Source organism: Ferrovum sp., assembly GCF_027317285.1.
Classification (GTDB): Bacteria; Pseudomonadota; Gammaproteobacteria; order Burkholderiales; family Ferrovaceae; genus Ferrovum.
Genome location: NZ_DAHVHV010000030.1, coordinates 1 through 25,079, shown reverse-complemented (window position 1 = coordinate 25,079; position 25,079 = coordinate 1). Strand labels below are relative to the sequence as shown.

General features: G+C 54.6%; 18 protein-coding genes and 5 pseudogenes. 13 read left to right on the top strand and 10 right to left on the bottom strand.

Annotated features, from left to right (window positions below; all coding sequences use genetic code 11):
• The 3 genes and pseudogenes from M6F29_RS07705 to M6F29_RS12320 all read left to right on the top strand — a co-directional run.
• Positions 1–475, top strand: a pseudogene (locus M6F29_RS07705) (hypothetical protein); the annotation flags it as partial.
• Positions 476–613: 138 nt separating this feature from the next.
• Entirely contained in the window at positions 614–862 is a 249-nt protein-coding gene (locus M6F29_RS07700) for a PDDEXK family nuclease (RefSeq protein ID WP_298158388.1), read from the top strand.
• Entirely contained in the window at positions 846–1,076 is a 231-nt protein-coding gene (locus M6F29_RS12320) for a PDDEXK family nuclease (RefSeq protein WP_366525966.1), read from the top strand. Before M6F29_RS07700 ends, M6F29_RS12320 begins: the two co-directional genes overlap by 17 nt.
• A 79-nt stretch (positions 1,077–1,155) precedes the next feature.
• On the opposite strand, the gene M6F29_RS07695 is transcribed toward M6F29_RS12320, so the two are convergent.
• Positions 1,156–1,890 carry a hypothetical protein gene (locus M6F29_RS07695; protein WP_298158386.1) on the bottom strand — a complete coding sequence of 245 codons (735 nt, stop codon included), beginning with the start codon at positions 1,888–1,890 and terminating at the stop codon, positions 1,156–1,158.
• Positions 1,891–2,026: 136 nt separating this feature from the next.
• On the opposite strand from M6F29_RS07695, the pseudogene M6F29_RS12560 reads away from it, so the two are divergent.
• Positions 2,027–2,176 (top strand): annotated as a pseudogene (locus tag M6F29_RS12560) (GTA baseplate fiber-binding domain-containing protein); the annotation flags it as partial.
• Between the two features lie 126 nt (positions 2,177–2,302).
• On the opposite strand, the gene M6F29_RS07690 reads toward M6F29_RS12560, so the two are convergent.
• Together M6F29_RS07690 and M6F29_RS07685 are read right to left on the bottom strand one after the other, a co-directional pair.
• A complete protein-coding gene (locus tag M6F29_RS07690) occupies positions 2,303–2,596 on the bottom strand; it encodes a hypothetical protein (RefSeq protein WP_298158384.1) in 294 nt (97 codons plus the stop codon).
• 58 nt (positions 2,597–2,654) lie between these two features.
• Positions 2,655–2,846, bottom strand: coding sequence for a hypothetical protein (locus tag M6F29_RS07685; RefSeq protein WP_298158382.1), 192 nt, complete (start codon positions 2,844–2,846; stop codon positions 2,655–2,657).
• 187 nt (positions 2,847–3,033) lie between these two features.
• Here M6F29_RS07685 and M6F29_RS12555 point away from each other — a divergent pair.
• The 9 genes and pseudogenes from M6F29_RS12555 (at position 3,034) to dsr1 (ending at position 18,737) form a co-directional block, all read left to right on the top strand.
• Positions 3,034–3,240, top strand: a pseudogene (locus M6F29_RS12555) (helix-turn-helix domain-containing protein).
• 22 nt (positions 3,241–3,262) lie between these two features.
• On the top strand, positions 3,263–4,900 hold the full coding sequence (locus M6F29_RS07675) for an ATP-binding protein (protein ID WP_366525967.1): 1,638 nt from the start codon (positions 3,263–3,265) through the stop codon (positions 4,898–4,900).
• A 214-nt stretch (positions 4,901–5,114) separates the two neighbouring features.
• The gene (locus M6F29_RS07670; protein WP_298158376.1) at positions 5,115–6,671 is read left to right on the top strand and encodes a type I restriction-modification system subunit M; all 1,557 of its coding nucleotides are present in this window, start codon (positions 5,115–5,117) and stop codon (positions 6,669–6,671) included.
• Complete coding sequence (locus M6F29_RS07665) at positions 6,668–7,846, top strand: restriction endonuclease subunit S (protein WP_298158374.1); 1,179 nt, start codon at positions 6,668–6,670, stop codon at positions 7,844–7,846. The genes M6F29_RS07670 and M6F29_RS07665 overlap by 4 nt, the downstream gene beginning before the upstream one ends.
• Before the next feature lies 1 nt (position 7,847).
• Positions 7,848–9,026: an AAA family ATPase gene (locus tag M6F29_RS07660; protein WP_298158372.1), complete on the top strand. Its 1,179-nt coding sequence runs from the start codon at positions 7,848–7,850 to the stop codon at positions 9,024–9,026.
• A complete protein-coding gene (locus M6F29_RS07655) occupies positions 9,019–12,120 on the top strand; it encodes an HsdR family type I site-specific deoxyribonuclease (RefSeq protein ID WP_298158370.1) in 3,102 nt (1,033 codons plus the stop codon). The genes M6F29_RS07660 and M6F29_RS07655 overlap by 8 nt, the downstream gene beginning before the upstream one ends.
• Before the next feature lie 100 nt (positions 12,121–12,220).
• Positions 12,221–13,768 (top strand): RNA/DNA-binding domain-containing protein, encoded by a 1,548-nt coding sequence (locus M6F29_RS07650; protein WP_298158368.1) that lies wholly within the window; start codon positions 12,221–12,223, stop codon positions 13,766–13,768.
• A 1-nt stretch (position 13,769) separates the two neighbouring features.
• Entirely contained in the window at positions 13,770–14,846 is a 1,077-nt protein-coding gene (locus M6F29_RS07645) for a virulence RhuM family protein (RefSeq protein ID WP_298158366.1), read from the top strand.
• Positions 14,847–14,903: 57 nt separating this feature from the next.
• A complete protein-coding gene (dsr1, locus tag M6F29_RS07640) occupies positions 14,904–18,737 on the top strand; it encodes an anti-phage defense-associated sirtuin Dsr1 (protein WP_366525965.1) in 3,834 nt (1,277 codons plus the stop codon).
• A 6-nt stretch (positions 18,738–18,743) separates the two neighbouring features.
• Here the strand turns inward: dsr1 and M6F29_RS07635 are convergent.
• From M6F29_RS07635 to tnpC, 7 genes and pseudogenes are all read right to left on the bottom strand, one after another.
• Positions 18,744–18,861 (bottom strand): annotated as a pseudogene (locus M6F29_RS07635) (IS66 family transposase); the annotation flags it as partial.
• 323 nt (positions 18,862–19,184) lie between these two features.
• Positions 19,185–19,736: a type II toxin-antitoxin system RelB family anti-toxin gene (gene relB / locus M6F29_RS07630; RefSeq protein ID WP_298158362.1), complete on the bottom strand. Its 552-nt coding sequence runs from the start codon at positions 19,734–19,736 to the stop codon at positions 19,185–19,187.
• A complete protein-coding gene (locus M6F29_RS07625) occupies positions 19,736–21,406 on the bottom strand; it encodes a hypothetical protein (protein WP_298158360.1) in 1,671 nt (556 codons plus the stop codon). Before M6F29_RS07625 ends, relB begins: the two co-directional genes overlap by 1 nt.
• Before the next feature lie 10 nt (positions 21,407–21,416).
• Positions 21,417–22,019 (bottom strand): hypothetical protein, encoded by a 603-nt coding sequence (locus M6F29_RS07620; protein ID WP_298158358.1) that lies wholly within the window; start codon positions 22,017–22,019, stop codon positions 21,417–21,419.
• Between the two features lie 157 nt (positions 22,020–22,176).
• Positions 22,177–22,610 (bottom strand): annotated as a pseudogene (locus M6F29_RS07615) (LacI family transcriptional regulator).
• Between the two features lie 1,077 nt (positions 22,611–23,687).
• Positions 23,688–24,374 carry a tetratricopeptide repeat protein gene (locus tag M6F29_RS07610; protein ID WP_298158354.1) on the bottom strand — a complete coding sequence of 229 codons (687 nt, stop codon included), beginning with the start codon at positions 24,372–24,374 and terminating at the stop codon, positions 23,688–23,690.
• 8 nt (positions 24,375–24,382) lie between these two features.
• The coding region (gene tnpC / locus M6F29_RS07605; RefSeq protein ID WP_524537717.1) for an IS66 family transposase at positions 24,383–25,079 on the bottom strand (697 nt) is incomplete at its 5' end.

Sequence of the window (25,079 nt, the reverse complement as noted above, 5' to 3'; positions counted from 1 at the left end):
CCCCACCAACACCAGCCTTGTTGGGCAGACGATTTATCTGAAATTCCAGAGTTTCAACCTGTATGGCTCGGCCACCCAGGATATTTCCACCTGCGTGGCGTACCCCTACACCGTGACCGGCCTGGGGAGCCAGATCCCGTTCACCATCCAGGCCTCCGTCTCAGGAACCCTGTCCGCCAGCCAGTCGGTGCTCCGGTATATCGCCAGCAGCAGTTTCTTCATTCCCGCCGGGCTCCCCGGCACCACGGCATCGGAAGGCGCCCCGGCCACATCCAGCGCCACATTCACTCTGGCAAAAAACGGCGCGGCCTTCGGGACCATTGCCATTGCGCCCAACGGTAGCATCACCCTGACAGCCGCGAATCAAACCAACTTCACGACGAGCGATGTGCTGACCCTCACCGCACCCTCAACGCCAGATGCGACGCTGGCGAATGTGGCGTTCAACATCTATGTGGTCAAGACAGCGGTTTGAATATTTCATTCTGTTCCCGTTATTTTGCGCAATCTGTCTCCTGCGAAAAACTGACCGAGGATGTTATTCTGGTCGGCTTACGCAGCCCTATATCGCTTTATATGCCGAATAAGTATCAATGAGACTTTTGGACTGGTCATGAAGATCGTAGAGACAGTCGTACTGTTGCAACGTGGAAAATTTTCCGAGTCAGCCGAGTGGCGGGCAATCCGCGACAGCATCCATGCCTTTGCGCAAGCAGAATGGCCGATAGGTTCTGGATCGTTCACCATCTGTCTGGAGAGCGGCAAAAAATCGGGCAAAGGTAACGCGGGGTCGTTCCCATCAAGACTAAGCCTATGCAGGTACTTCAAAGCCGCAGGCTGGACGCTTGAATACCCTTGGTGATATAGCCACGAAGGCCATCACAGCCAGCCAGAGGAGCAAAAGCACGAAGCCCAGCAATATTGACGCTGCGAAGCAGTTTCCACAAGGACTTGTAGTCGTCGAATGGGAAACGGGCAGCATTAGTTCATCTCACCGCGCTATAAACAAAATGGCGCTGGGCCTAGTAGTGAAGAAATGCGTTGCGGGCTTACTGGTCGGGGGTTGCACGATGTGAGTTTGGAATGGGTTGTGCTGTCCCGAGGCGACCAACTAAAACTCCTGTATCGCTCCATGAAGGCTCCAACAGCATAAAATTATTTGAATTCTTGAGACTTGATTTTATTAATCTTTTCCTTTATGACTTCCAACTGCTCTTTGTCTCCATTGTCTCCACTTGGTTCTGAACCTGGCAATTGACCAAATGGCAATGCATCATTATTTTGTAGCCTGTTTTTAATGGTTTGAAGATACATGATCGCCCTCTCAAAATCTTTATTCTGTAGCGCGTGGTCAGAAAGTAGATTTAGTTCGGTCACAGACAACCCTATTCCATCTTCAGGTGGCTTGACCGGCTTGAAATTATCCGAACTAAAAAATACAGAAAGTAGAAATACAACGGCTGCAATAGCGGCGACAACATAAAATTCGGACCTCTTGTCATTTTTATCTGAAAAAGCTGCAGCCACTAAAAACCCAACGACAATAGTGCCTATGGTAGTGATAATAATTCCCATTCCAGTGATTTGAATACTTAGTTTTACACTGGATGAATCGAAGGCTCGGAGAAAACTCCCAAGAAAAATTCCAGTAAAAAATATGAAGACGGCCAAACGAAAACGCGCAAACCTTGGAAACAGATCCACAATTTGGATAAGTAAACTGAGAAGAGATGCAATCCCGGATGCAATTGTGAGTGTGTCCATCAAAGTTCCTATTGTCTCGGCTAATAAATAGAGAAGAAAATGCGCCTTGGCTGATTGTAACTTAGGGCAACTATTTGGTGATGTACGGGCAGCATAACTGCCTGCTTCGGGACTTGGCGGATTCATGGGAAAGTCCAGTTTTATGGGCTGTGAAAACAGTATCTGGCACAGATGATGAAGGTATGGACCATACAGTAATCCTTCAGGCTCATTCAAAAAAACCGTCTTTCAATAAAGCCTACTGATTTTATCTTTCCAGGCATTGGCGGCCGCGGCCCAGGGCCTGTCGCTGTGCTTCGTGGACGGGGAACTGCTGGCCTATCAGACTGAATCGCTGACCACCGCCAATCACTACAACCTCACCACCCTGGTCCGGGGGATGTACGGCACCGTCGCTTCTTCCCATGCAGCAGGAGCGCAATTTGCATTCCTGCCCAGCACCACGACCTTCAAATTCACGCTCCCCACCAGCACCAACCTCATTGGGCAGACGATTTATCTGAAAATTCCAGAGTTTCAACCTGGATGGCTCAGCCACTCAGGATATTTCCACCTGCGTGGCGTACCACCCCCACACCGTGACCGGCCTGGGGAGCCAGATCCCGTTCACCATCCAGGCCTCTGCATCAGGAACCCTGTCCGCCAGCCAGTCGGTGCTCCGGTATATCGCCAGCGGCAGTTTCTTCATTCCCGGTTGGCTCCCCGGCACCACGGCATCGGAAGGCACCCAGACCACATCCAGCGCCACATTCACTCTGGCAAAAAACGGCACGGCCTTCGGGACCATTGCCATTGCGCCCAACGGATCCGTGACGCTGACAGCCGCAGGCATACTTCAAGATCATTCGCATCAGCCACCGGTGGAAAAGTCAGGTTCATAGCGGCTTACTTCACACGAAGATCTCCAGAAATTCGTCCAGCCCGGTCTCAGCCCGACCGAGATCACCGACATGACCCCAATGGACGGCATCAGAGTCGTGACCGAAAGGGTCGCCGGCAAGTTGCTGCAGACATTCCAGTTTGGCGTGGATGGCGGCGACATGTGCGAGGTGGGCGTCGATGGCAGTCTGCTTGGTATTCATCGTGGGCTCCGTGATGTGATTGATACTCCACCATTCACGCGCTGAACTACAGGTAAGAGCCAAGTTAATCAGCGATTCATTCCGCATCAAAAGATAGTCCGCGCATGCCAGACATGATAAATTACAGCCTTTGCTACTGGTTAAGACTTTATGCAACCAAATCAACCGCTACTGCCAGAGTTTCGCCATGAGTGAGCCATGGAGTTCGGTCGAGCAGATCGCCGAGCATCTCGGGGTGACGCGGGACTCGATTTATCGGTGGATCAACAGTAAAGGCCTACCAGCGCACAGGATTGGGCGGCTGTGAAAGTTCAAGATTTCCGAGGTGGATAATTGGGTGCGTGCTGCTGGTGCCGACGAAAGAAAAGGTCAGACAGGGAGCGGCAGACTATGAACAATACATGGGAGGACGTTGCTTGAGTCAGGAAGGGCAACTCCTCGACCAGAAGTCATTGCAATCTGTGACAGGCAAAAGTGCTGACTGGAGCGAGTTGGCCAAGGACTGCATTGCCTTCGCCAACGCGACGGGCGGCCGCCTGCTACTCGGCATCGAAGATGAGCAGGACCAACCACCCGCAGGCCAGTTAATCCCTGCCGATTTGCCTGATACCATCCGGCGCAAGATTGCCGAACGCACCGTCAATGTCAGCGTGTTGCCTGATGTTGTCACCGCCCCTAGCGGCGGTCAGTACATCGAGTTGCGCATTCCTCGCGCCCTGGCGGTGGCATCCACCACCGACGGCCGTTACTTTCTGCGCGTGGCCGACCAAAGCAAGCCCGTCACGGGCGATGACGTGATGCGACTGGCCAGCGAGCGTTCCGCGCTGCCGTGGGAAACGCAGACTACTTTACATATTCCGCGCAGCGAGGTGGATGCCACCAAGCGTGACAGGCTGCTGCAGGCTTTGCGCGCATCCGACCGCGTCAAGGCATCGGTCAAAGAAAAAACTGACGAGGAGCTACTCGACCACTATCAACTCGCGCAGGGGCAGTCCCTCACCAACCTGGGCGCGCTCTGCCTGGGCCGCCAGCATCACCGCGCCCAACTGACCACGGCACCGGTGATCCAGTTCATCAAGTATGACGAGCACGGCCAGAAGGTCAACAAGTTGGTGTGGGACGATCACACGCAGAGCCCGATGGAGTTGATCGAGGCGGTCTGGCTGGAAGTACCTGACTTCCGCGAGCACTATGAATTACCCGATGGGCTGTACCGCCAGAATGTGCCCGCCTTCGACGAGATCGTGGTACGCGAGCTCTTGGTCAACGCGCTGGTGCATCGCCCCTACACCCAGCGCGGCGATATCTTTTTGAACCTGCACCCGGACCGACTGGAGGTGGTCAACCCCGGTCCGCTGCCGCTGGGTGTCACACCGCAAAACGTCTTGCATACAACGGTACGGCGCAATGAGCATCTCGCCCGCCTTTTTCACGACCTCAAATTGATGGAGCGCGAAGGCAGCGGCTTCGACAAGATTTTCGAGGTGCTGCTGTCTCAAGGCCGTCCGGCACCGGAGTTGATTGAAACCCACGACCGCGTGCAGGTGACGGTGCGCCGTCGCATCCTCAAGCCAGAGGTCATCGACTTCATCGCCAAGGCCGATCAAACCTATCAACTCACCCAGCGCGAGCGGATTGCCCTGGGCCTATTGGCGCAGCACGATGCGCTGACTGCTCGCGAGCTGGCAATCACCCTTGAACTGTCATCAGTCGAAGCACTACGGCCTTGGCTCAAACGTTTGCTGGACTGGGATCTGGTGCAGAGTGCCGGGCGCACCCAGGCCACACGCTACTTTGTTGCCCCCGGCCTGCTGCGCAATCTCAACTTCACGGGTGAAACCACTCTCAAGCGTATTGAGCCGCACCGCTTGGCAGCACTGGTACTTGAAGACCTGCAGCGCTATCCAAAATCCGCGATCGGCGATATCCACAAGCGCGTTGGCGGAGAAATTCACCCGAAGCAAGTCAAGAGAGCGCTGGAAGAGTTGATCGAACGCGGCGCCGTGCGCTTTGAAGGCAACAACCGCTGGCGGCGGTACTGGGCGGTGGCATGACCAGGCTATCGGACAATCTGCGCCATATCGGCGATAGCTGGGCGATAGAAGTTGGGCGATAAATGGTACCGGTCCAATGAATCAAAGGGTTCTATCGACCACAGGCAATAAAGGCCGGGAGATAGAACGCGGCACCTGGTCGCACCACCCCATTTCCTTTGCCTCACGCCCGATGCGTGAGGCAAACTCAACGAATTGAAACTGGACTTTTACGATGACAAGCATCCAACAACGTGCCGCCCTACAACGCCAAATCTGGCAAATCGCCAACGATGTCCGTGGCGCCGTCGACGGCTGGGATTTCAAGCAATACGTGCTCGGCACCCTGTTCTATCGATTCATCAGCGAAAACTTTGCGGCATACATCGAAGGCGGTGATGACAGCATCAATTATGCCGAACTGCCCGATAGTGTCATCACGCCGGACATCAAAGACGACGCCGTCAAGACCAAGGGTTATTTCATCTACCCCAGCCAGTTGTTTGCCAAGGTGGCCGCCAGCGCCAACACCAACGAAAGCCTGAATACCGACTTGGCCGCCATCTTTGCCGCCATTGAAGCATCCGCCAACGGCTACCCCTCCGAGCGTGATATCAAAGGCCTGTTTGCCGACTTCGACACCACCAGCAATCGCCTTGGCAATACCGTCAGAGACAAAAACGCACGTCTGGCTTCGGTGCTCAAAGGCGTGGCCGAGCTGGAATTTGGCGACTTTGACGCCAGCCACATCGACCTGTTTGGCGATGCCTATGAATTCCTCATCTCCAACTACGCCGCCAATGCCGGCAAATCCGGTGGCGAGTTCTTCACTCCGCAGCATGTGTCCAAGTTGATTGCCCAGCTGGCCATGCACAAGCAAAGCAGCGTCAATAAGATTTACGACCCGGCCTGTGGCTCCGGCTCGCTGCTGCTGCAAGCCAAGAAGCACTTCGATGCGCACATCATTGAAGAAGGTTTTTTCGGGCAAGAGATCAACCACACCACCTACAACCTGGCGCGGATGAACATGTTCTTGCACAACATCAACTACGACAAGTTCAACGTCCAGCTCGGCAACACCCTGATCGAACCGCACTTTGGCGACGACAAACCCTTTGATGCCATCGTCTCGAACCCGCCCTATTCGGTAAAGTGGATAGGCTCAGACGACCCCACGCTGATCAACGACGAACGCTTTGCACCGGCTGGCGTGCTTGCGCCCAAGTCTAAAGCCGACTTTGCCTTTGTGCTGCACGCGCTCAGTTATCTTTCCAGCAAAGGCCGCGCCGCCATCGTCTGCTTCCCAGGCATCTTCTACCGGGCCGGTGCCGAGCAAAAAATCCGCCAGTATCTGGTGGACAACAATTACGTCGAAACCGTGATTTCGCTCGCGCCCAACCTGTTTTTTGGTACCACCATCGCCGTGAATATTCTGGTGCTGTCCAAACACAAAACCGACACCACCACCCAGTTCATCGACGCCAGCGGGCTGTTCAAAAAAGAAACCAATAACAACGTGCTGCTGGACACGCACATCGAGCAGATCATGCAGGTGTTCGACAGCAAGGCGAACGTGGAGCACTTTGCCCAATCCGTACCTTTTGAGAAGGTGGCTGCTAACGACTACAACCTGTCCGTCAGCAACTACGTCGAAGCCAAGGATAACCGCGAGACGGTGGACATTGCCCAACTCAATGCTGAGCTGAAAACCACCGTCGCCAAGATCGACCAGCTGCGCAAAGATATTGATGCCATCGTCATGAAAATTGAAGGCGAGGAGCTGGAGGGATGAGCAGCGAGAATTTCTTGGGAAAGCGGCTTGATGGCGTTGAGGTGGAATGGACGGTATTAGGCGATGAGCGCTTTGTTGAAGTAGCGAACGCTGCCAGGCGACCAGTAAAGGCTTCGCTACGCGTGACCGGTGACACGCCGTATTACGGTGCGAACAATATCCAGGATTATGTGGATGGTTACACCCACGATGGCGAATACGTCCTAATCGCGGAGGATGGTTCGGCAAGCCTGGAAAGTTACTCTATTCAATATGCGACTGGAAAATTCTGGGCAAATAATCATGTGCATGTCGCGCGTGGTAAGCGAGGGCTGAACACCAGGTTTCTGTACCATTATTTGCGTATTGTTGATTTCATTCCGTATTTGCCCAACAAAGACAGGTCAAAGCTAACAAAAGGGGAGATGTTAAAAATCCCCCTACCGATTCCCTGCCCAGAAAACCCCAAAAAATCGCTTGAAATCCAAGCCAAAATCGTTCGCATTCTGGACGCCTTCACCGAGCTGACCGCCGAGCTGACCGCCGAGCTGACCGCTCGTAAAAAACAATACAACTACTATCGCGATCAATTGTTGAGTTTTGAAGAAGGTGCAGTGGAGTGGAAGTTTTTGGAAGAAGTGTTTGATATCTTTGCAGGCGGCGACGTCCCAAAAGATGCACTATCAGAATCTGAGACAGAAGAATTTAATATCCCAATTCTGTCCAATGGGATAGGAGATAAATCCTTATATGGATGGACGGATAAAGCCAAGATTGAAAAACCGAGCCTAACCATATCTGCGAGAGGCACGATCGGCTGGACCAGCTTCAGAGACAGACCATTTTTCCCGATAGTGCGGCTGCTGGTTTTGACGCCGAAAATTAGATTGAATCTGAAGTATGCCTACTACTTCATGAAAACCATTGAGAATAATTACAAAGTTTCAGAGGCTGGCATACCTCAGCTTACCAAGCCGATGATTAAGGATATAAAAATACCCCTGCCATGCCCAAGCGACCCTGAAAAATCACTTGCAGAACAAGCTCGCATCGTCGCCATCCTGGATAAATTCGACGCCCTCACCAACTCCATCAGCGAAGGCTTGCCGCGCGAAATCGAGCTGCGCCAGAAGCAATACGAGTATTACCGCGATCTGCTGTTGAGCTTCCCCAAGCTGGAAGAGGTAGACGCCTAACATGGGCAAGACGCTAACGGAAATCGCCCAGGAACTGAAAGACACCAAGAAGAAGGTGCAACTGATCTATGCCTTCAACGGCACGGGAAAGACGCGCCTGTCGCGGGAGTTCAAGCAGCTCATCGCACCCAAAACTGATGGGATTGCCGGAGAAGATGATGCGGACCAACCTGGGTTGTCGCGTAACAAGATACTGTATTACAACGCCTTCACCGAAGACTTGTTCTATTGGGATAACGACTTGGCGGGAGACGCAGAGCCCAGGCTGAAGATTCAACCCAACACCTTTACGGACTGGGTTCTGAAGGATCAAGGGCAAGACCAGAACATCATCTCCACTTTTCAGCGTTACGCCAACGACAAGCTCACGCCACGTTTTAATGCCGAACGAAAAGAAAAAGATAAAGACGGCAAAGACATCGCCATCAAAGCCTTCTCGGAGGTCACGTTTTCGATGGAACGCGGTGATGCCACGCATTCTGGAAACCTGAAAATCTCCAAAGGCGAGGAAAGCAACTTTATCTGGAGCATTTTCTACACGCTGCTTGAGCAGGTGATTGGTGTGCTCAATGTTGCCGAGCCGGCTGATCGCGAAACAGCCCACTTCAATGAGCTTGAGTATGTATTTATTGATGACCCGGTAAGTTCACTGGATGAGAATCATCTGATTCAGTTGGCCGTAAACCTGGGGCAACTGATCAAATCGAGTGCATCAGATGTCAAGTTCATCGTATCGACCCATAGCCCATTGTTTTACAACGTGCTTTATAACGAGGTCGACGCTAAAGGCGGTCATATTCTGAGTCGCTTGGATGATGGCACATTTTCTCTTGAAGAGAAAAAAGGCGATTCAAACAAAAGCTTTTCATACCATCTGCACATCAAAAATCTTATCCAGCAGGCCGTAGATGCAAATAACGTGCAGCGCTACCATTTTGCACTGTTGCGCAATCTGTATGAAAAAACCGCCAATTTTCTTGGGTATCGGAGTTGGTCCGACCTGTTGCCGAGCGATCAACAAAAAGCATACGCCAGTAGGATTATGAATTTTTATCCTCACAACACCTTGTCCAACGAAGAGATCGCAGAACCGACACCGCCCGAGAGAGAGATGGTTGGTCTCCTGCTTAGGAATCTGAATACCTATGGCTACTGGCAGCAGGAACAACAAAATGGTTGATTACGCCAAGCCAATTGCTGAATCCAACAACTTCATCGTTCTGGATAAGTACATTCAGGAATGGAAGGTCGCAGAAAGCTACCAGAGCGAAGGCGATCTGGAGCGCGAGTTTATTCAGGATTTGGTCAATCAGGGCTATGAGTTCCTGCCTACGCTGAATACCCCTGAAGCCTTGCTGGCCAATGTGCGTGTGCAGCTACAGGCGCTCAACAGCGTGCAGTTTTCAGACGGTGAGTGGCTGCGCTTTGCGGAGACCTGGCTGGACAAGCCCAGCGATGGCATCGTCGAGAAAACCCGCAAGATTCACGACGATTACATTCACGATTTTGTCTTCGACGACGGGCATATCCAGAACATCTACCTACTGGACAAGGAAAACATTGCCCACAACAAAGTGCAGGTGATCAAGCAGTTCGAGCAGACCGGTAGCCACGCTAATCGCTATGACGTGACGATTCTGGTCAATGGTCTGCCACTGGTTCAGGTGGAATTAAAGAAGCGCGGCGTGGCGATTCGTGAAGCCTTTAACCAGGTACATCGCTACAGCAAGGAGAGTTTCAATAGTGAACACTCCTTGTTCAAGTATTTGCAGCTGTTTGTGGTCTCCAACGGCACCGACAGCCGTTATTTCGCCAACACTGCCCAGCGCAACAAGAGCAGCTTCGACTTCACCATGAACTGGGCGAAGGCGGATAACAGCCTGATCAAGGACCTGAAAGACTTTACCGCCACCTTCTTCCAGAAGCACACCCTGCTTAATGTGCTGCTGCATTACTCGGTGTTTGATGTCAGCAACACGCTGCTGGTGATGCGCCCTTATCAGATTGCCGCCACCGAGCGCATTCTGTGGAAGATCAAGAGCGCTTGGCAGGCCAAGAACTGGAGCAATACGGAAAGCGGCGGCTTCATTTGGCACACTACTGGCTCTGGCAAGACCCTGACCAGTTTCAAGGCGGCGCGTTTGGCCACCGAGCTGGAATTTATCGACAAGGTGTTCTTCGTGGTGGACCGTAAGGATCTGGACTATCAGACCATGAAGGAATACCAACGCTTTTCACCGGATAGCGTGAACGGCTCTGACAGCACCGCGGGCCTCAAGCGCAACCTGGATAAGGACGACAACAAGATCATCGTCACCACCATCCAGAAGCTCAATAACCTGATGAAGAGCGAAGGTGACCTGCCTATCTATGGCAAGCAGGTGGTCTTCATTTTTGATGAATGCCACCGCAGCCAGTTCGGTGAAGCACAGAAAAACCTGAAGAAAAAGTTCAAGAAGTTCTATCAGTTTGGCTTTACCGGCACGCCGATCTTCCCGCAAAATGCCCTGGGCGCAGAAACCACCGCCAGCGTGTTTGGTCGTGAGTTGCACTCTTATGTCATCACCGATGCCATTCGTGATGAAAAAGTGCTGAAGTTCAAGGTAGACTACAACGACGTGCGCCCACAGTTCAAAGCCATTGAAACCGAGCAGGACGAGAAAAATCTCAGCGCAGCGGAAAACAAGCAGGCCTTGTTGCACCCCGACCGCATCCGCGAGATTACCCAGTACATCCTGAACAATTTCCGGCAAAAAACCCACCGCCTGCAAATTGGGGCGAAAGGCTTCAATGCCATGTTTGCCGTGAGCAGCGTGGATGCCGCGAAACTGTATTACGAATCTTTCAGGGAGCTGCAGAAGAACAGCGACAAGCCCCTGAAAGTAGCCACCATCTTCTCGTTTGCCGCGAACGAAGAACAGGATGCCGTGGGCGACATTCAGGATGAAAGTTTTGATGTTTCAGCCATGAATAGCAGCGCCAAGGAGTTCCTGAGCGCAGCCATCGCTGACTACAACGCGCTGTTCAAAACCAACTTCAGCGTGGATAGCAATGGCTTTCAGAACTATTACCGCGACCTGGCCAAACAGGTCAAAGCCAAGGAAATCGACCTGTTGATTGTGGTGGGCATGTTCCTGACCGGCTTTGATGCTCCCACGCTGAACACCTTGTTCGTGGACAAGAACCTGCGCTACCACGGCTTGATGCAGGCTTATTCGCGGACCAACCGCATTTTTGACGCTACCAAAACCTTCGGCAATATCGTCACCTTCCGCGATCTGGAGCAGGCAACCATTGACGCCATCACCTTGTTCGGTGATAAAAACACCAAGAACGTGGTCCTGGAGAAGAGTTACAAGGAATACATGGACGGCTTTACCGATGTAGTGACCGGTGAGGCGCGTCGTGGATTTGTGGAAGTAGTGAAGGAATTGGAGCAGCGCTTTCCCGATCCCTCTGCCATTGAAAAAGAGTCCGACAAAAAGGCCTTTGCGAAGCTGTTTGGTGAGTATTTGCGCGTTGAGAACGTGCTGCAGAACTATGATGAGTTCGCCTGCCTCAAGGCCTTGCTAGGCATCGACATGAACGACCCGACTGCAGTTGCGGAGTTCAAAGCCAAGCATTATTTGAGCGATGATGATCTGGCAGCACTGCAAGCGATAAAGATACCCGCCGAACGAAAAATCCAGGACTACCGCTCGACCTATAACGACGTTCGCGATTGGCTGCGTCAGGAAAAAACTTCCGCCGAGAAAGACAAATCCACCATCGACTGGGACGACGTGGTCTTTGAGGTGGATCTGCTGAAGTCACAAGAAATCAACCTGGACTATATTCTGGAATTGATTTTTGAGAACAATAAGAAGGTCAAGGACAAAGCCTCACTGGTCGAGGATGTACGCCGGGTGATTCGTGCCAGCCTAGGCAACCGCGCCAAGGAGAGTTTGCTGGTTGACTTTATTAACCAGACCGACCTGGATCAGATTGGCGACAAGGCCAGTGTGATAGACGCCTTCTTCACCTTTGCCCAAGCGGAACAGCAGCGTGAGGCGCAAGAACTGATCAGTGCCGAGAACCTGAATGCGGATGCAGCCAGACGCTATATCGCTACCTCACTAAAACGGGAATTTGCCAGTGACAATGGAACTGAGCTCAATGCCGTTCTGCCCAAGATGAGCCCACTTAATCCGCAATACCTGACCAAAAAACAAAGCGTGTTCCAGAAACTCGCTGCTTTCGTTGAGAAGTTCAAGGGTGTGGGTGGGCAGGTCTGAGGGATGGATGCCATGTTCATTCCCAATCGTCGCACCAACAGTACCGACAGCGTTCTGGTCGGAGGCCGGTTTGGCGGGTCAGGAATAAGGTGGCGCTGATATGACCAAACTCCCCATCAACCTTACCGACCTGCTGCGCCAGCGCACGGTCGAGGGCGAGCGCATCGAGTACAAAACCGGATGGAACCCAGACCCGATCATTCGCACCGTATGCGCCTTTGCCAATGACTTCGAGAACCTCGGCGGCGGCTATGTGGTGATCGGGCAGGATTGCGATGCCAATGGCCAGCCGGTATTTCCGCCGGTGGGTTTGCCAGACAACCAGATGGACAAAATCCAGCGGGAATTGCTGGCCCACTGCCAGTTGATCGAGCCGCCATATTTTCCGATATTGAGCATTGAGGAAGTTGAGGGGCGCAAACTGATCGTGCTGTGGGCGCCGGGCGGCCAGACCCGGCCCTACAAGGCGCCGGAAGTTGCTACCGCAAACAAAAAGACGTGGCGCTACTACATCCGACGTTATAGCAGCACGGTCGAGGCCAAGGGCGAGACCGAGCAGGAACTGCTGAGCCTAGCGGCCAAGGTGCCATTCGACGACCGCTACAACCAGTTGGCACGGATCGACGATTTGTCCAAACCCCTGATGCAGGTATTTTTACAGGAGGTGGATAGCGCATTGGCGGCGGACGCGCCCGGATTATCGATCGAGGCATTGGCTCGGCAGATGAACGTGGCGGGCGGGCCCACTGAGTCGCCGTGGCCCAAAAACGTGGGTTTGCTGTTTTTCAATGAGACGCCGGAGCGATTTTTCCCTGGCGTGCAGATCGATGTGGTCTGGTTCCCCGAAGGCGCAGGCGGTGATCGCTTCGAGGAAAAGATTTTCAAGGGGCCGCTGGCGCGGATGACGCGTGAGGCCCTGAACTACATCCAGCGCAACTACCTGCGCCAGACGGTTATCAAGCATCCTGACCGCGCCGAGGCTACGCGGGTCTGGAACTTCCCCTACGCCGCCATCGAGGAAGCCTTGGTCAACGCGGTCTACCACCGGTCCTACGAAGAACGCGAGCCCATTGAGGTGCGCATCAGCAACGAAGAACTGGTCATCTTGAGTTTCCCCGGCCCGGATCGGTCGATCCGGCTGGAGGACTTTCAGGCGGGGCGTATTGTCAGCCGCCGCTACCGCAACCGGCGGATTGGGGAGTTCCTCAAGGAACTGGAGATGACCGAAGGGCGCTCCACCGGCGTCCCGAAAATTCTGAAAGAAATGGCGGCTAACGGCTCGCCTGCGCCGCTGTTCGAGACGGACGACGACCGCCTCTCGTTCGTGATCCGTTTGCCGCGACATCCGCTGGCGATTGTCCCGCCAGCAGACTCCCCGCAAGTCACCCCGCAAGTCACCCCGCAAGTGGGAATGCTACTGTCCAGGATAATGGGGGAAATGACCCGACAGGCCATTCAGGATGCTCTGGGGCTTGCTGATCGGGAGCACTTCCGCAAGACCTATTTGGTACCAGCACTGGATCAGGGCGTCATCGAAATGACCCTGCCTGACAAGCCGAATAGCCGCAGTCAGCGTTACCGACTAACTGCCCTCGGGCAACGCTGGCTGGAAACAATCCACTTGCCGAATTCGAGGAGATTGCCCTGACATGACAAACCTGAAGCACTCCAAGAAAACCGAGGTCTCCCTCATCCGCTCCTCGGCCGCCGAATACTTGACGTTTGTAGCGGCCACCGGCAACGGCAGCGCCAGCATGGAAATGCGCTATGCGGATGAAAACCTCTGGCTCACGCAAAAGATGATGGCCACCCTCTACGATGTGTCAGTACCGGCCATCAGCCAGCATTTGAAGCGCATCTATGCCGACAACGAACTGGAGCGCGTGGCAACTGTTAAGCAGTACTTAATGGTTCAAACCGAAGGCGACCGGGAGGTTCAGCGCAAGGTCGATCACTACAGCCTGCAGGCCATCATTGCTGTAGGTTTCAAGATCGAAAACGAGCGCGCGGTGCAGTTTCGAAAATGGGCCAACCAGATCGTCAAGGACTACACGATTCAGGGCTGGGTCATGGATATGGATCGTTTGAAGAGCGGCGGCAGCGTGCTGACGGAAGATTTCTTCGAGCGGCAGTTGGAGAAGATTCGGGAAATCCGGCTCTCCGAACGCAAGTTCTACCAGAAGATCACCGACATCTACGCCACCGCGCTGGATTACGACCCTTCGGCCACGGCGACGAAACGCTTTTTTGCGGCGGTTCAGAACAAACTGCATTACGCCATTCACGGGCAGACGGCAGCGGAAGTAATCGTAGAGCGTGCTGATCACCAGAAGGACAGCATGGGTCTGACCCACTGGGAAGGCGCACCCCACGGCAAAATCCACAAATACGATGTTTCTATCGCCAAGAACTACCTCTCAGAGTTCGAGATGGCGCAGATGCAGCGGATCGTGTCGGCCTATCTGGACATGGCTGAACTCCAGGCGATGCGCCGCATCCCCATGACCATGCAGGATTGGGAAGAGCGCTTGCGCGGCTTCCTGAAACTGTGGGATCGGAAAATTCTGCAGGATGTAGGCAAAGTGTCTGCAGAAATCGCCAAGGCTCACGCCGAAAGCGAATTCGAGAAATACCGCATCGTGCAGGACCGCTTGTTCGAGAGCGATTTTGACCGAATTCTGAAACAGATTGAGTCTGGCGAGAAGCAAGGTGATGACGATGTGTAATCCGATGAGTACTGTCTATCTCCTAGCCTTGCGTATCTCTCCGAAGGCACCCTAACTGTGCAGTTCGTGAGCAACGGCCCCGACATCCCGGATGCGCTCTTGCAGGCGCACGAGGAAGGCCGCGTGGTGTTTTTCTGTGGTGCGGGCATCTCTTACCCCGCAGGCCTGCCTGGCTTCAAGGGGCTGGTGGAACAGATCTACCTGCTGAATGGCACAACACTCTCCGACATTGAGCGAGACGCCTTCGAGCGCGGACAGTTCGATGCCACACTTGATTTGCTGGAGCGCCGCCTTCCGGGTCAACGACTGGCTGTCCGAAGCAAGCTGGCGCAGGCGCTGAAACCGAAACTCCGTCGCAAGGGTGCCACCGATACGCAGGCGGCGCTGCTACGTCTGGCGCGCAGCCGCGAAGGTGCGCTGCGGTTGGTCACCACCAACTTCGATCGCATCTTTCACGTGGCTGCCAAACGCACTGGCCAGGCGTTCCAAGCCTACGCAGCCCCGATGCTGCCTATTCCAAAGAACAGCCGCTGGGACGGGCTGGTCTACCTGCACGGCCTGCTGACCGAAACGGTGGACGACACAGCCCTGAACCGTCTGGTGGTCACCAGTGGAGATTTCGGCTTGGCCTACCTCACAGAGCGGTGGGCGGCACGCTTTGTGAGCGAACTGTTCCGCAATTACGTGGTCTGCTTTGTGGGTTACAGCATCAACGACCCAGTGCTGCGCTACATGATGGATGCGCTGGCGGCCGACCGGATGCTGGGCGAAGTCACACCGCAGGCTTGGGCACTGGGTGATTGCGAACCGGGGCAAGAGCACCGGAAGACCATCGAATGGGAGGCCAAGGGCGTCACGCCTATTCTCTACGACGTACCCGCAGGCAACTACGACCATTCTTCGCTGCACCAGACCCTGCACGCATGGGCAGAAACCTACCGTGACGGCGTGCAGGGAAAAGAAGCCATCGTCGTAAAACACGCCCTGGCGCGCCCGCAGGATAGCACGCGGCAGGAGGATTTCGTCGGGCGAATGCTATGGGCCTTGTCGGACAAATCTGGTTTACCGGCGAAGCGCTTCTCCGACTTCAATCCCGCCCCTTCACTGGACTGGCTGCTGGAGCCCTTCGCGCACGAGCGCTTCGGGCACGGCGATCTGACCCGCTTTGGCGTGCCGCCCCAAGACAAAGTGGACACCAATCTACGCTTTAGCCTGATTCGGCGGCCTGCGCCCTATGACCATGCACCGCCGATGCTGCTTGCCTCCGGTGGCACCACCGGCAGCCAATGGGATGACGTAATGTTCCATCTGGCCCGTTGGCTGGTGCGCCACCTGGATGACCCGAGACTCGTCATCTGGATTGCGGAACGTGGTGGACAGTTGTACGACCGTTGGCAGTGGCTGATTGAGCACGAGTTGGATCGCTTTGCTTCACTGGAACGTGGTGGCAAGACCTCCGAGCTGAATGAAATCCGCTTGCACGCACCCAAGGCCATTCCTGGCCCCCTGATGCGCACCTTGTGGCGCCTACTGCTTAGTGGCCGGGTGAAGTCCCCAAGGCACGCCCCCGATTTGTATCGCTGGAAAGACCATCTTATGCGGGAAGGCCTGACCACCACGCTACGTCTGGAGTTGCGCGAGTTACTCGAACCCAAGGTAGTCTTGAAAAAGCCGTTTCGCTGGAGCGGCGACGACTCGAACAGCACTGACGAGCCCACGCGAATCGAACAATTGGTGGACTGGGAACTCGTGCTGACCGCTGATCAGGTGCATTCCGCTCTGCGCGACTTGGCTGATGAGCACTGGACATCGGCCCTGCCGGTCCTGCTGGAGGATTTTCAGCAACTATTGCGTGATGCACTAGACATGTTACGCGAGTTGGGCGAGGCCGATGTCCACAGCGACCGCTCACACTGGGATCTTCCGTCCATTACGCCACATTGGCAGAACCGGTGGTTCCGTGACTGGGTGAGCCTGATCGAATTGCTGCGCGATGCGTGGTTGGCGGTTCGCACGAACGACAGTGCGCGCGCGACACGAATCGCGCAGAGCTGGTTCGAATTGCCGTACCCCACCTTCAAACGCCTGGCCCTGTTTGCCGCCAGTCAGGATGGTTGCATCACGCCCGAGCAGTGGGTGGGTTGGCTGTTGGCCGATGGCGCTTGGTGGCTGTGGTCAACAGATATGGGGCGGGAAGTGTTCAGGCTACTCGTTCTGCAGGGGCGACATTTGGCAGGAGCCACACAAGAACGCCTAGAGGCAGCCATCTTAGCTGGCCCCCCGCGCGAGATGTATCGGAACGACCTGGAAGCAGATCGGTGGCAAGACTTGGTGGCTCGTTCCGTCTGGCTGCATCTGGCCAAGCTGAACACTTCGGGCTGCGCGCTGGAGGCGCCCGCGGCAGCGCGCTTGGCGGAAATTTCCACTGCCCACCCGCAATGGCAGTTGGCGACCAACGAGCGTGACGAGTTCTCGCACTGGATGAGTGGCACTGGCGATCCGGATTACGAGGATAGCCGAGACGTCGACATTGCCCCCCGCAAGCGACAGGAGTTGGTGAAATGGCTCACAAAGCCGACGCCCGAACGGCGACCTTTCTACGAAGATACGTGGCGTGACGTTTGCCGCACGCGCTTCTTTCACAGTCTGTTCGCGTTATGTGATTTGGCACAGGATGGCGTGTGGCCCGCTGACCGATGGCGCGGGGCTCTACAGGCCTGGGCCGAAGAAGGCACAGTGTTGCGCTCCTGGCGATACGCAGCACCGCTGGTGCGGGCCATGCCCGATACTGTACTTCAGGAGATTGCCCACGGTGTTACGTGGTGGATGGAAGCTGCATCCAAGTCCATCAACCGCCACGAGGGCATCCTGATGGAGTTGTGCCGCCGAGTGCTGGCACTACCGCTTAAAACTGGCCCGGTTTTCCGCATCATCCGTAATGGCGTCGAAACCTATGACCCCGTCGGATCTGCGATTAACCACCCCGTCGCGCATGTCACGCAGGCACTGATCAATCTGTGGTTCAAACAGAACCCGAACGACAACGATCTGCTTCCAACTGACATCAAGCCCATGTTCACCACACTATGCGACGTGCAGGTGGACCGATTCCGCCACGGTCGGGTATTGCTGGGTTCGCGGCTGATCGCATTTTTCCGTGTGGATCGCCCTTGGACCGAACAGCACCTTTTGCCGTTGTTCAACTGGAGTAATCCCGCCGAAGCAAAAGCCGTGTGGGAAGGCTTCCTCTGGTCGCCGCGTTTGTACCAGCCGTTGTTGTCAGCCTTCAAGTCGCAGTTCCTGGATAGTGCAAACCACTATGCCGATCTTGGCAAGCACCGCCAGCAGTTCGCGGCCTTCCTGACCTACGCAGCATTGGGTCCGACCGAGGGATACACCGAAGATGAGTTCCGATCGGCGATTGGTGCGCTTCCACAAGAAGGCCTGGAGGAGTCCGCGCAGGCGCTCCCCCAGGCCCTTGAAGGCGCTGCCGATCAGCGTGAGGACTTCTGGAAAAACCGTGCCCAGCCGTTCTGGCGACAGATCTGGCCAAAGTCCCGCTATTTGGCTACACCGCGAATAGCCGAGTCCCTAACTCGTCTGGTGATTGCCGCCCGAGGCGAATTCCCGGCGGCCTTGTCTGCGGTGCAGGACTGGCTGCTACCGATTGAACACCCGGACTACGTCGTACACCTGCTGCACGAATCGGGTTTGTGCAGACGGTTCCCTGCCGAGGCATTACTGCTGCTGAATGCCGTGATTGCTGACCAGCAGTGGGCACCCCGGGAGTTGGGCCAATGCTTGGACGAGATCGCGCAAGCCGCGCCACAGTTTGCGCAAGATGCGCGTTATCTGCGAATTCGAGAGTATTCTCGGAGGCGGGGGATCTGAGGTCGGGGTCCAGCAGAAATTCCAATTCTTTTTTCCCATGGGAATCACCCGCAGGGCACGTTCCAGATGATTGGTATCCAGGGGGTACTTCCGGATCGTTCAGAAATACACGCAAGGCCGCTTCTGATCTGGGGCAAAATGAGCGGCCAGAAACCAGGTCAAAACTGTTGGCCATTGGCACCCGGACACCTTGTTACGCAGTAACCCACCCATGACCTCTATCAGCGGATAACGAAAATCCCGTCATCGGACAGGGTCGGTCTGCACTTCAGGCATCTGCCGCAACACCGAGGGTGGCACGTTTTCATTCCGACGATCCCAACCCCATTCGCGATCCAACTCGTTGAAAGTTGGAACAGGGCTCGAATCTGGTCGTCGCTCGCCATGATCAAGCCACCAACCCATCATCCAACCTGAAAATCAGGCCATCAAATCCGGTGATCACACTCAGGAACCAGATTCATCTTTTAACTGTTTGCTTACCGCAATAATTGCTCCGATTGCACCGCCAATTGCCGTGCCTAGACCGGGCATAATTCGGCTACCAATAGCTGCCCCTGCCAGAGAAGCGGCAGACACACCGGAAAGTCCCGCAGCGGATGCCCCAATGGCCGCCGCCTTTGCCTGACTCTTATTAATGCCGGATCCGAGCAGACGCCGCATTTTTGCGATATCTTCATCGGTCAATGTTTCTCGAATCCGTTGAGCATGTTGACTGCTGGGTGCTTCCGCGACGACCAATATTTCGTCCTTACCAAATAGCAGGAACGCCGTCGGCAATCCAAATACCAGGGCAATATTGACTAGCGTCGAAAGACGAGGGTCGCCCTCCGCAGCCTCAATCTGAATGATGGTAGTTCTAGATACTTGTGCCTGATCAGCCAGTTGCTGTTGCGTAAGATTCAGCGCATTCCGACCGGCGGCAACGTTGCGTGCCAAGGTATTGCGAAGCGTCTCATTGTTCTGAAGAAAGACGGCGGCCAAGGCTTCTTTCTCCATTACTCCCCTGCCTTTCCGATCAGCATACTGTGCATGTGTTCGATCTGCGCCACGGTCGCTTCCTCGCGCTGATCGAGCATTTCGCCGATCGAACGTTGCCGTGCAAGTTCATTAACACCAAAGAGATCCAGGCGATCAAGCCCATAGATTGCAAGGCCGGTCACCATGGCGGTCAAGGCCCCGGCAATCGCGGGCGCTGCCGAGTCCGCAATCAAACTCAATCCGGGCAGAAAACGCAACATCTTGTCTATCTGCTCTTCCAGTGCAACTCCTCCGATAATGATGGCACCGCCTACAATGACCTTGGTGGCCTCGTGCAGCACGGTCGACCTATCTGCATCCTCAGGCGGCAACAGGACAATCTTAACCGCCCGGGCGACAGATACAAGTCCTTCACGAATCATTCTTGCCACGCGACGAACAGTGGTAATGAATGCATTGACGAGTGTGGTCACGAGGCTCGACAGCAACCCTGCGATGCCTCCCTCGATAAATCGCTCGATGTATTGATCCCATTTAGATGCCGTTCGCAATGCAATGCGTTTCAGCCTGACAGTCATTTCCCTCCAAATACTGGCTTCTTGCCTACCGCTATTCCAAACATCCATCATTTCATCGTAAGAAGCTGAGAGAAATTCCAGCAATACCTCACCCACGAGTTCGCGCAAACCGGTCTTCGCGCCTTCGGTGGCAGCCGCACTGCCGGCCGCTTTCACAAATTTATTGCTCCCGTAGTAGGCATCATTGATTTGCGTATCCATGGCCTGAGTTGCTCTTTGTTCCTGCCGCTCTAGCCTTTCCACGTCAACCGCTTCCAGTACCTTCAATTTCGTCAAGTTTTTTCGCTCACGCTCTGATAGCGTCGTTGACGAGGCTTCTAGCCTTTCAATGTCCGCGCGACGGGGGCTTGCACCCTCTGCGAGTCGCTTACCGAACTCAACCGGTTGATCACTGCGTTTTGCGCTGTTGACCGTCTTACTGGTGATTGCGAGATTGGAATCCTGATTTGCCAACTCGACCCCATCCACTTCAGCCAGTACCCGGCCTGCATCGTTGTGGGTCGACTTTACGGATTTGATGTGATCTATCGTGGGCCGTCGCTGCTTGTGATGTACATCAGACGGCCGAAACCGCTCCCCGGTATACTCATCAAACAACTTGCCGAATTCAAATTTCTGCTTCGCCGCACGACCTTTTGCAATGTAATTCGGATGAGTACGGTAAGCGGCACCAACGGCATCATACTCACCCCGCAATTCGTATCGATGTCGTTCAAGTTCAGTCGCATAGACTCCTTGCCGCACATTGTGGACCGTATCGACGTACCCTCCCTTGCGATCGACCAGCCCTACCAATTTGCCCAGGCCAAAAGCACCAGCAATCTGATCCATGATTTGCGTGCGTGTGCTGAGCATGGCATCGGCAACCTTGTCATTCTGGTAGTGCGCCGCTAGTTCCGCCAGCAGCGACGCCGGATCCTGCGTACTCATGTCCGCCTGTATCTCGAATCGATCCAGAAAAACCGGGCGGTCCACGAAAGCATTGTCGACCTCGGCTGATGCCAAGGCTGCCGCAGTCCCGGCATCTGGCAGCAGCACTAGCGGTGTAGCCTGCCGTTGCGCGGCCCGCTTTTGCTGGCGGCGGCGAAATTGCTCTGTACGTGATGTCATATTCCCCCCATCAAGCATATCGCAGTTGCTGCCAGTCAGCGCGGGTTGCCTGCTCACCCAGCAGGACCACCACCTCGTCACACAGTTCCATACGGTCTGCCATCACTTTTTGGGCTCTGACCATAGCAGTTTTGAGATCAGGTTCTGCTTGTTCAATCGCACTCATCTCAACACACACAGCCTCCGGAAGGGCATCAGACGCTAGGCCACCGATGAACTGTTTGAGTTCCGCAAGGGATTCGCGATCGGTTCGCCTGCTATGCAGTAAGGTGGCAAAGCCCACACTATACAAAGCCAGTATCAAATCCCAGTACGATGCCTGTTGGCGTTGATGCGCGATATATTTCTCGTAACGTGCCTTGATTTCCTGCAGTTCCTGCTCGTGTTTCGCCTTCGCCTGATTATGCCCCCGCTGTTCAGCCGCCTGCTCTCGCGTCGCCGAACCCGAGTCAGAAACTACTCCCCAAGCGACACCAGCCACCCCGCCGACGCCCGCCCCGATCATGGCCCCTACCGCTGTAATCGCCCCAACCGGTGCCCAAACCGGCGCAGCCACCATGGCAACGACACCCGTCGCCGCGCAGCCAAGAATTTTCCAGCCGTAATCGTCCATCCAGTCGCCGCATCCACTCATGATTGCCTCGCCCGATCCATTACCTATTGAGATGTTGCAGATATTATGACTAGAACTGACGAAAGTCAACAACAATGTTGGCTTTAACCGACATTGTCCAAAAATAGCGCTAATTTCAAACCCATGGTGAACCCAGTTACTCGCCTACTCCGGCGGTTAACCTTGCCCGCTGCTGCTCCCACAGCGCTGGCGGATCAACCGCCAAATCGAACAGCGTGATGTGGTTTGGTCCAGGATGGCTGCGACGATGTCAGGCGCCAGCGTGGTTAGGTTGACCATCCGGCTGACATAACTGTTGTCGATCCCTTCTCTGGCGGCGATCTCTTTGAGCGATTCTACTTCTCCAGATTCGAGCATGGCCTGCCAGCGATAACCTCGGACCAACGCCAGTTGCGGCGGCGTGGTCGTGGTGTCCCAAGGTCTGGGTTTGACTGTTTCCCCGTTGGGGGTGCGTGACCAGCCCCTGGCACTCAGCGGTGTCCATCGCTTCTCCCACAGTGGCATACCCGATGCCAGATCGAACAGCGTCACCTCCGGCGGTAATGTCTCGTCCAGAATGGCAGCCACGATGCTTGAGACCAAGTACTGAGATTGATCATCCGACTCACGAAAGCCTGGTCCATCCCCACAAGTCCAGCAACATCCATCGGAGTTTTACCATGCCCAACCCTCCTCCAGCACCGGAGGTCATCGGTACACGCAAATGGCCAGATACTCGAACTCGCGCCCTTTACAGCCAAGTTTTGCTATCTTGCTCGGAAAACGGACGCGGGTTCGGTTCCGTAATGCACCACCATTACCTTAAATCCCAACCCGTATCGGTTGGGATTTTTTTGCCCGCAACGCCACTGTTGGCGGGGTTCCGGCAGTTTTTCTCTTGAGCGTCACCCTGCCCCTGACCCGGTTCCAGGTACCACTTTCCCCGTTTTCTGCCCTCTGTTCTCTGTTTGCCTCTTGAGCGTTCAAGAGGTCACCTTCAGGATTCATGCGGGTTTCAGGCTCATCGGTTATGATCGTGAATTGGTCAAGCGCAGGCGACTGAAATAAAAAATCGCTTGTCATGACGCAAATACAACTTGACTGTGATAATCATTAGGTTGTGAGACAGAACAAGTGCCATGAACCATCAAAACGAGGCAAAGAAATTGCCGTATGGGAAGTCTCTAGCCCTCGTTTGACAGCCGACATTCCAGAGGGAATGTGGTACGACTGAAAATCTCGGTCGGCAGTTAATAAAGCAGAAATCTGCCACCAAACTAGTTAACCCAACTCACGCAAATTGTGGGAAAGGAGATACCCATGAACCGACGAGCCAAAATAATTCTGATTCCCAGTATGCTACTTTCTTCATTGGGTGCCTTTGCTGCTTGCATAGGCTACACAGGTCCCGGTGGACCTTGCTCCACGAGCCCAGGAGGCGGACTCTCTACAGGGCCTGGCGGTGGGCTTTCAACAGGCCCAGGAGGCGGACTCTCCACAGGTCCCGGCGGTGGGCTTTCAACAGGCCCAGGAGGTGGACTCTCCACAGGTCCCGGCGGTGGGCTTTCTACGGGTCCCGGTAATAATTGGCGGCGCGTACCCACAGAATAGATGAACCACGATGTGCATTTTCTATAAAACGTATGGCTTCATAACATGAATTGCGATTCAATTTTGATGCCGCAACATAAAGTGATTGTCTATTGCAGCAGTTACGCCTTTTGTAATCATTTGTTGCGTTAAAGTTTGAGCTGACTCGATGTCCGATTCTGGCATCAGCGATGCAAGGTTATCTCTATTAGAAAGGGAATGATTACTGCCAGATTGGTCTTTGCTTGCGGATAGGTTGTAGAGTGCGTAGGCAATAATGTTGTTTTTTCCTACGCCTTTCCCTTTTCCGTACATAACACCCAAATTGTTCTGTGCGTCACCATTCTCTTGGTCAGCAGCTTTTCTGTACCACTGGACAGCCTGAACGTAATCCTGGGGCACGCCTTGACCGTTGTCGTACAACAAGCCAAGATTGTATTGTGCGGCAGCAAACCCCTGGTGAGCAGCTTTTCTGAACCACTGGACAGCCTGAGCGTAATCCTGGGGCACACCTTGGCCGTTGTAGTACAACGAGCCAAGATTGTTCTGTGCGGCAGCATTCCCTTGGCCAGCAGCTTTTCTGTACCACTGGATAGCCTGGGCGTAATCCTGGGGCACGCCTTGGCCTTTGTAGTACAACAAACCAAGATTGTTCTGTGCGTCAGCATTCCCTTGGTCAGCAGCTTTTCTGAACCACTGGACAGCCTGAGCGTAATCCTGGGGCACACCTTGGCCGTTGTAGTGTAAGCGTCCGGTGGACGACAAGCCCTTGCTCAGGGTGAGATAACCCCTGCTTGCGGCTGAGTGACGGTTACTTTTTCCGACCTGACCAGAGGCAGGAGTTCATTCAATCTGGAGTTTGGCCAAGTCGGTAATTTCTCCAAAGTCTCCTTGAGCCACTGATAGGGCTCCAGACCATTCATCCGCGCCGTTCCCAGCAAGGTCTGGATGGACGCTGCGCGAACCCCGGCCAGAGCCGATCCGGCGAATAACCAATTTTTCTTGCCGATTGCAATAGGGCGGATGGCATTTTCAATCCGGTTGTTATCCATGGGCAGATTCCCTTGAGTGGCGTAGCGTGCCAATGCCTCCCAACGCTTGAGCGTATAGTCCAATGCCTTGGATAATCCGGAACCCGGTGCTGCCGTCTTGCGCTGCTGGAGCAACCAGTGGTGGAATTTCTCCAGAAGAGGAACCGTCCACTCCTGGCGTTTCCGGGCTCGTTCCTCCACGCTCAGGTCTTGCCACTCCCGCTCCCCTTCATACAACTTTGCAAACCAGGTCAGAGCCTGTTCCGTCACGGGGCGCGGCTGTTCGGCATGCAAGTCAAAGAATTTGCGCCGTGCATGAGCCATACACCCCAATTCCGTTAATGCGGGTCCAAACAACGCGTTGTATCCGGCGTAGTCATCAACCATCAAATATCCATTCCACTTCCCGAGGAAGTTACGGGCGTGAATACCTTGTCGG

What these genes read in the sequence shown, in the direction of transcription:
- M6F29_RS07700 (WP_298158388.1), top strand. Translation starts at nt 614, where the DNA reads ATGAAGATCGTAGAGACAGTCGTACTGTTGCAACGTGGAAAATTTTCC.
- M6F29_RS07695 (WP_298158386.1), bottom strand. Translation starts at nt 1,890, where the DNA reads ATGAATCCGCCAAGTCCCGAAGCAGGCAGTTATGCTGCCCGTACATCA.
- M6F29_RS07690 (WP_298158384.1), bottom strand. Translation starts at nt 2,596, where the DNA reads ATGCCTGCGGCTGTCAGCGTCACGGATCCGTTGGGCGCAATGGCAATG.
- M6F29_RS07685 (WP_298158382.1), bottom strand. Translation starts at nt 2,846, where the DNA reads ATGAATACCAAGCAGACTGCCATCGACGCCCACCTCGCACATGTCGCC.
- M6F29_RS07670 (WP_298158376.1), top strand. Translation starts at nt 5,115, where the DNA reads ATGACAAGCATCCAACAACGTGCCGCCCTACAACGCCAAATCTGGCAA.
- M6F29_RS07665 (WP_298158374.1), top strand. Translation starts at nt 6,668, where the DNA reads ATGAGCAGCGAGAATTTCTTGGGAAAGCGGCTTGATGGCGTTGAGGTG.
- M6F29_RS07660 (WP_298158372.1), top strand. Translation starts at nt 7,848, where the DNA reads ATGGGCAAGACGCTAACGGAAATCGCCCAGGAACTGAAAGACACCAAG.
- M6F29_RS07655 (WP_298158370.1), top strand. Translation starts at nt 9,019, where the DNA reads ATGGTTGATTACGCCAAGCCAATTGCTGAATCCAACAACTTCATCGTT.
- M6F29_RS07650 (WP_298158368.1), top strand. Translation starts at nt 12,221, where the DNA reads ATGACCAAACTCCCCATCAACCTTACCGACCTGCTGCGCCAGCGCACG.
- M6F29_RS07645 (WP_298158366.1), top strand. Translation starts at nt 13,770, where the DNA reads ATGACAAACCTGAAGCACTCCAAGAAAACCGAGGTCTCCCTCATCCGC.
- relB (WP_298158362.1), bottom strand. Translation starts at nt 19,736, where the DNA reads ATGGAGAAAGAAGCCTTGGCCGCCGTCTTTCTTCAGAACAATGAGACG.
- M6F29_RS07625 (WP_298158360.1), bottom strand. Translation starts at nt 21,406, where the DNA reads ATGACATCACGTACAGAGCAATTTCGCCGCCGCCAGCAAAAGCGGGCC.
- M6F29_RS07620 (WP_298158358.1), bottom strand. Translation starts at nt 22,019, where the DNA reads ATGGACGATTACGGCTGGAAAATTCTTGGCTGCGCGGCGACGGGTGTC.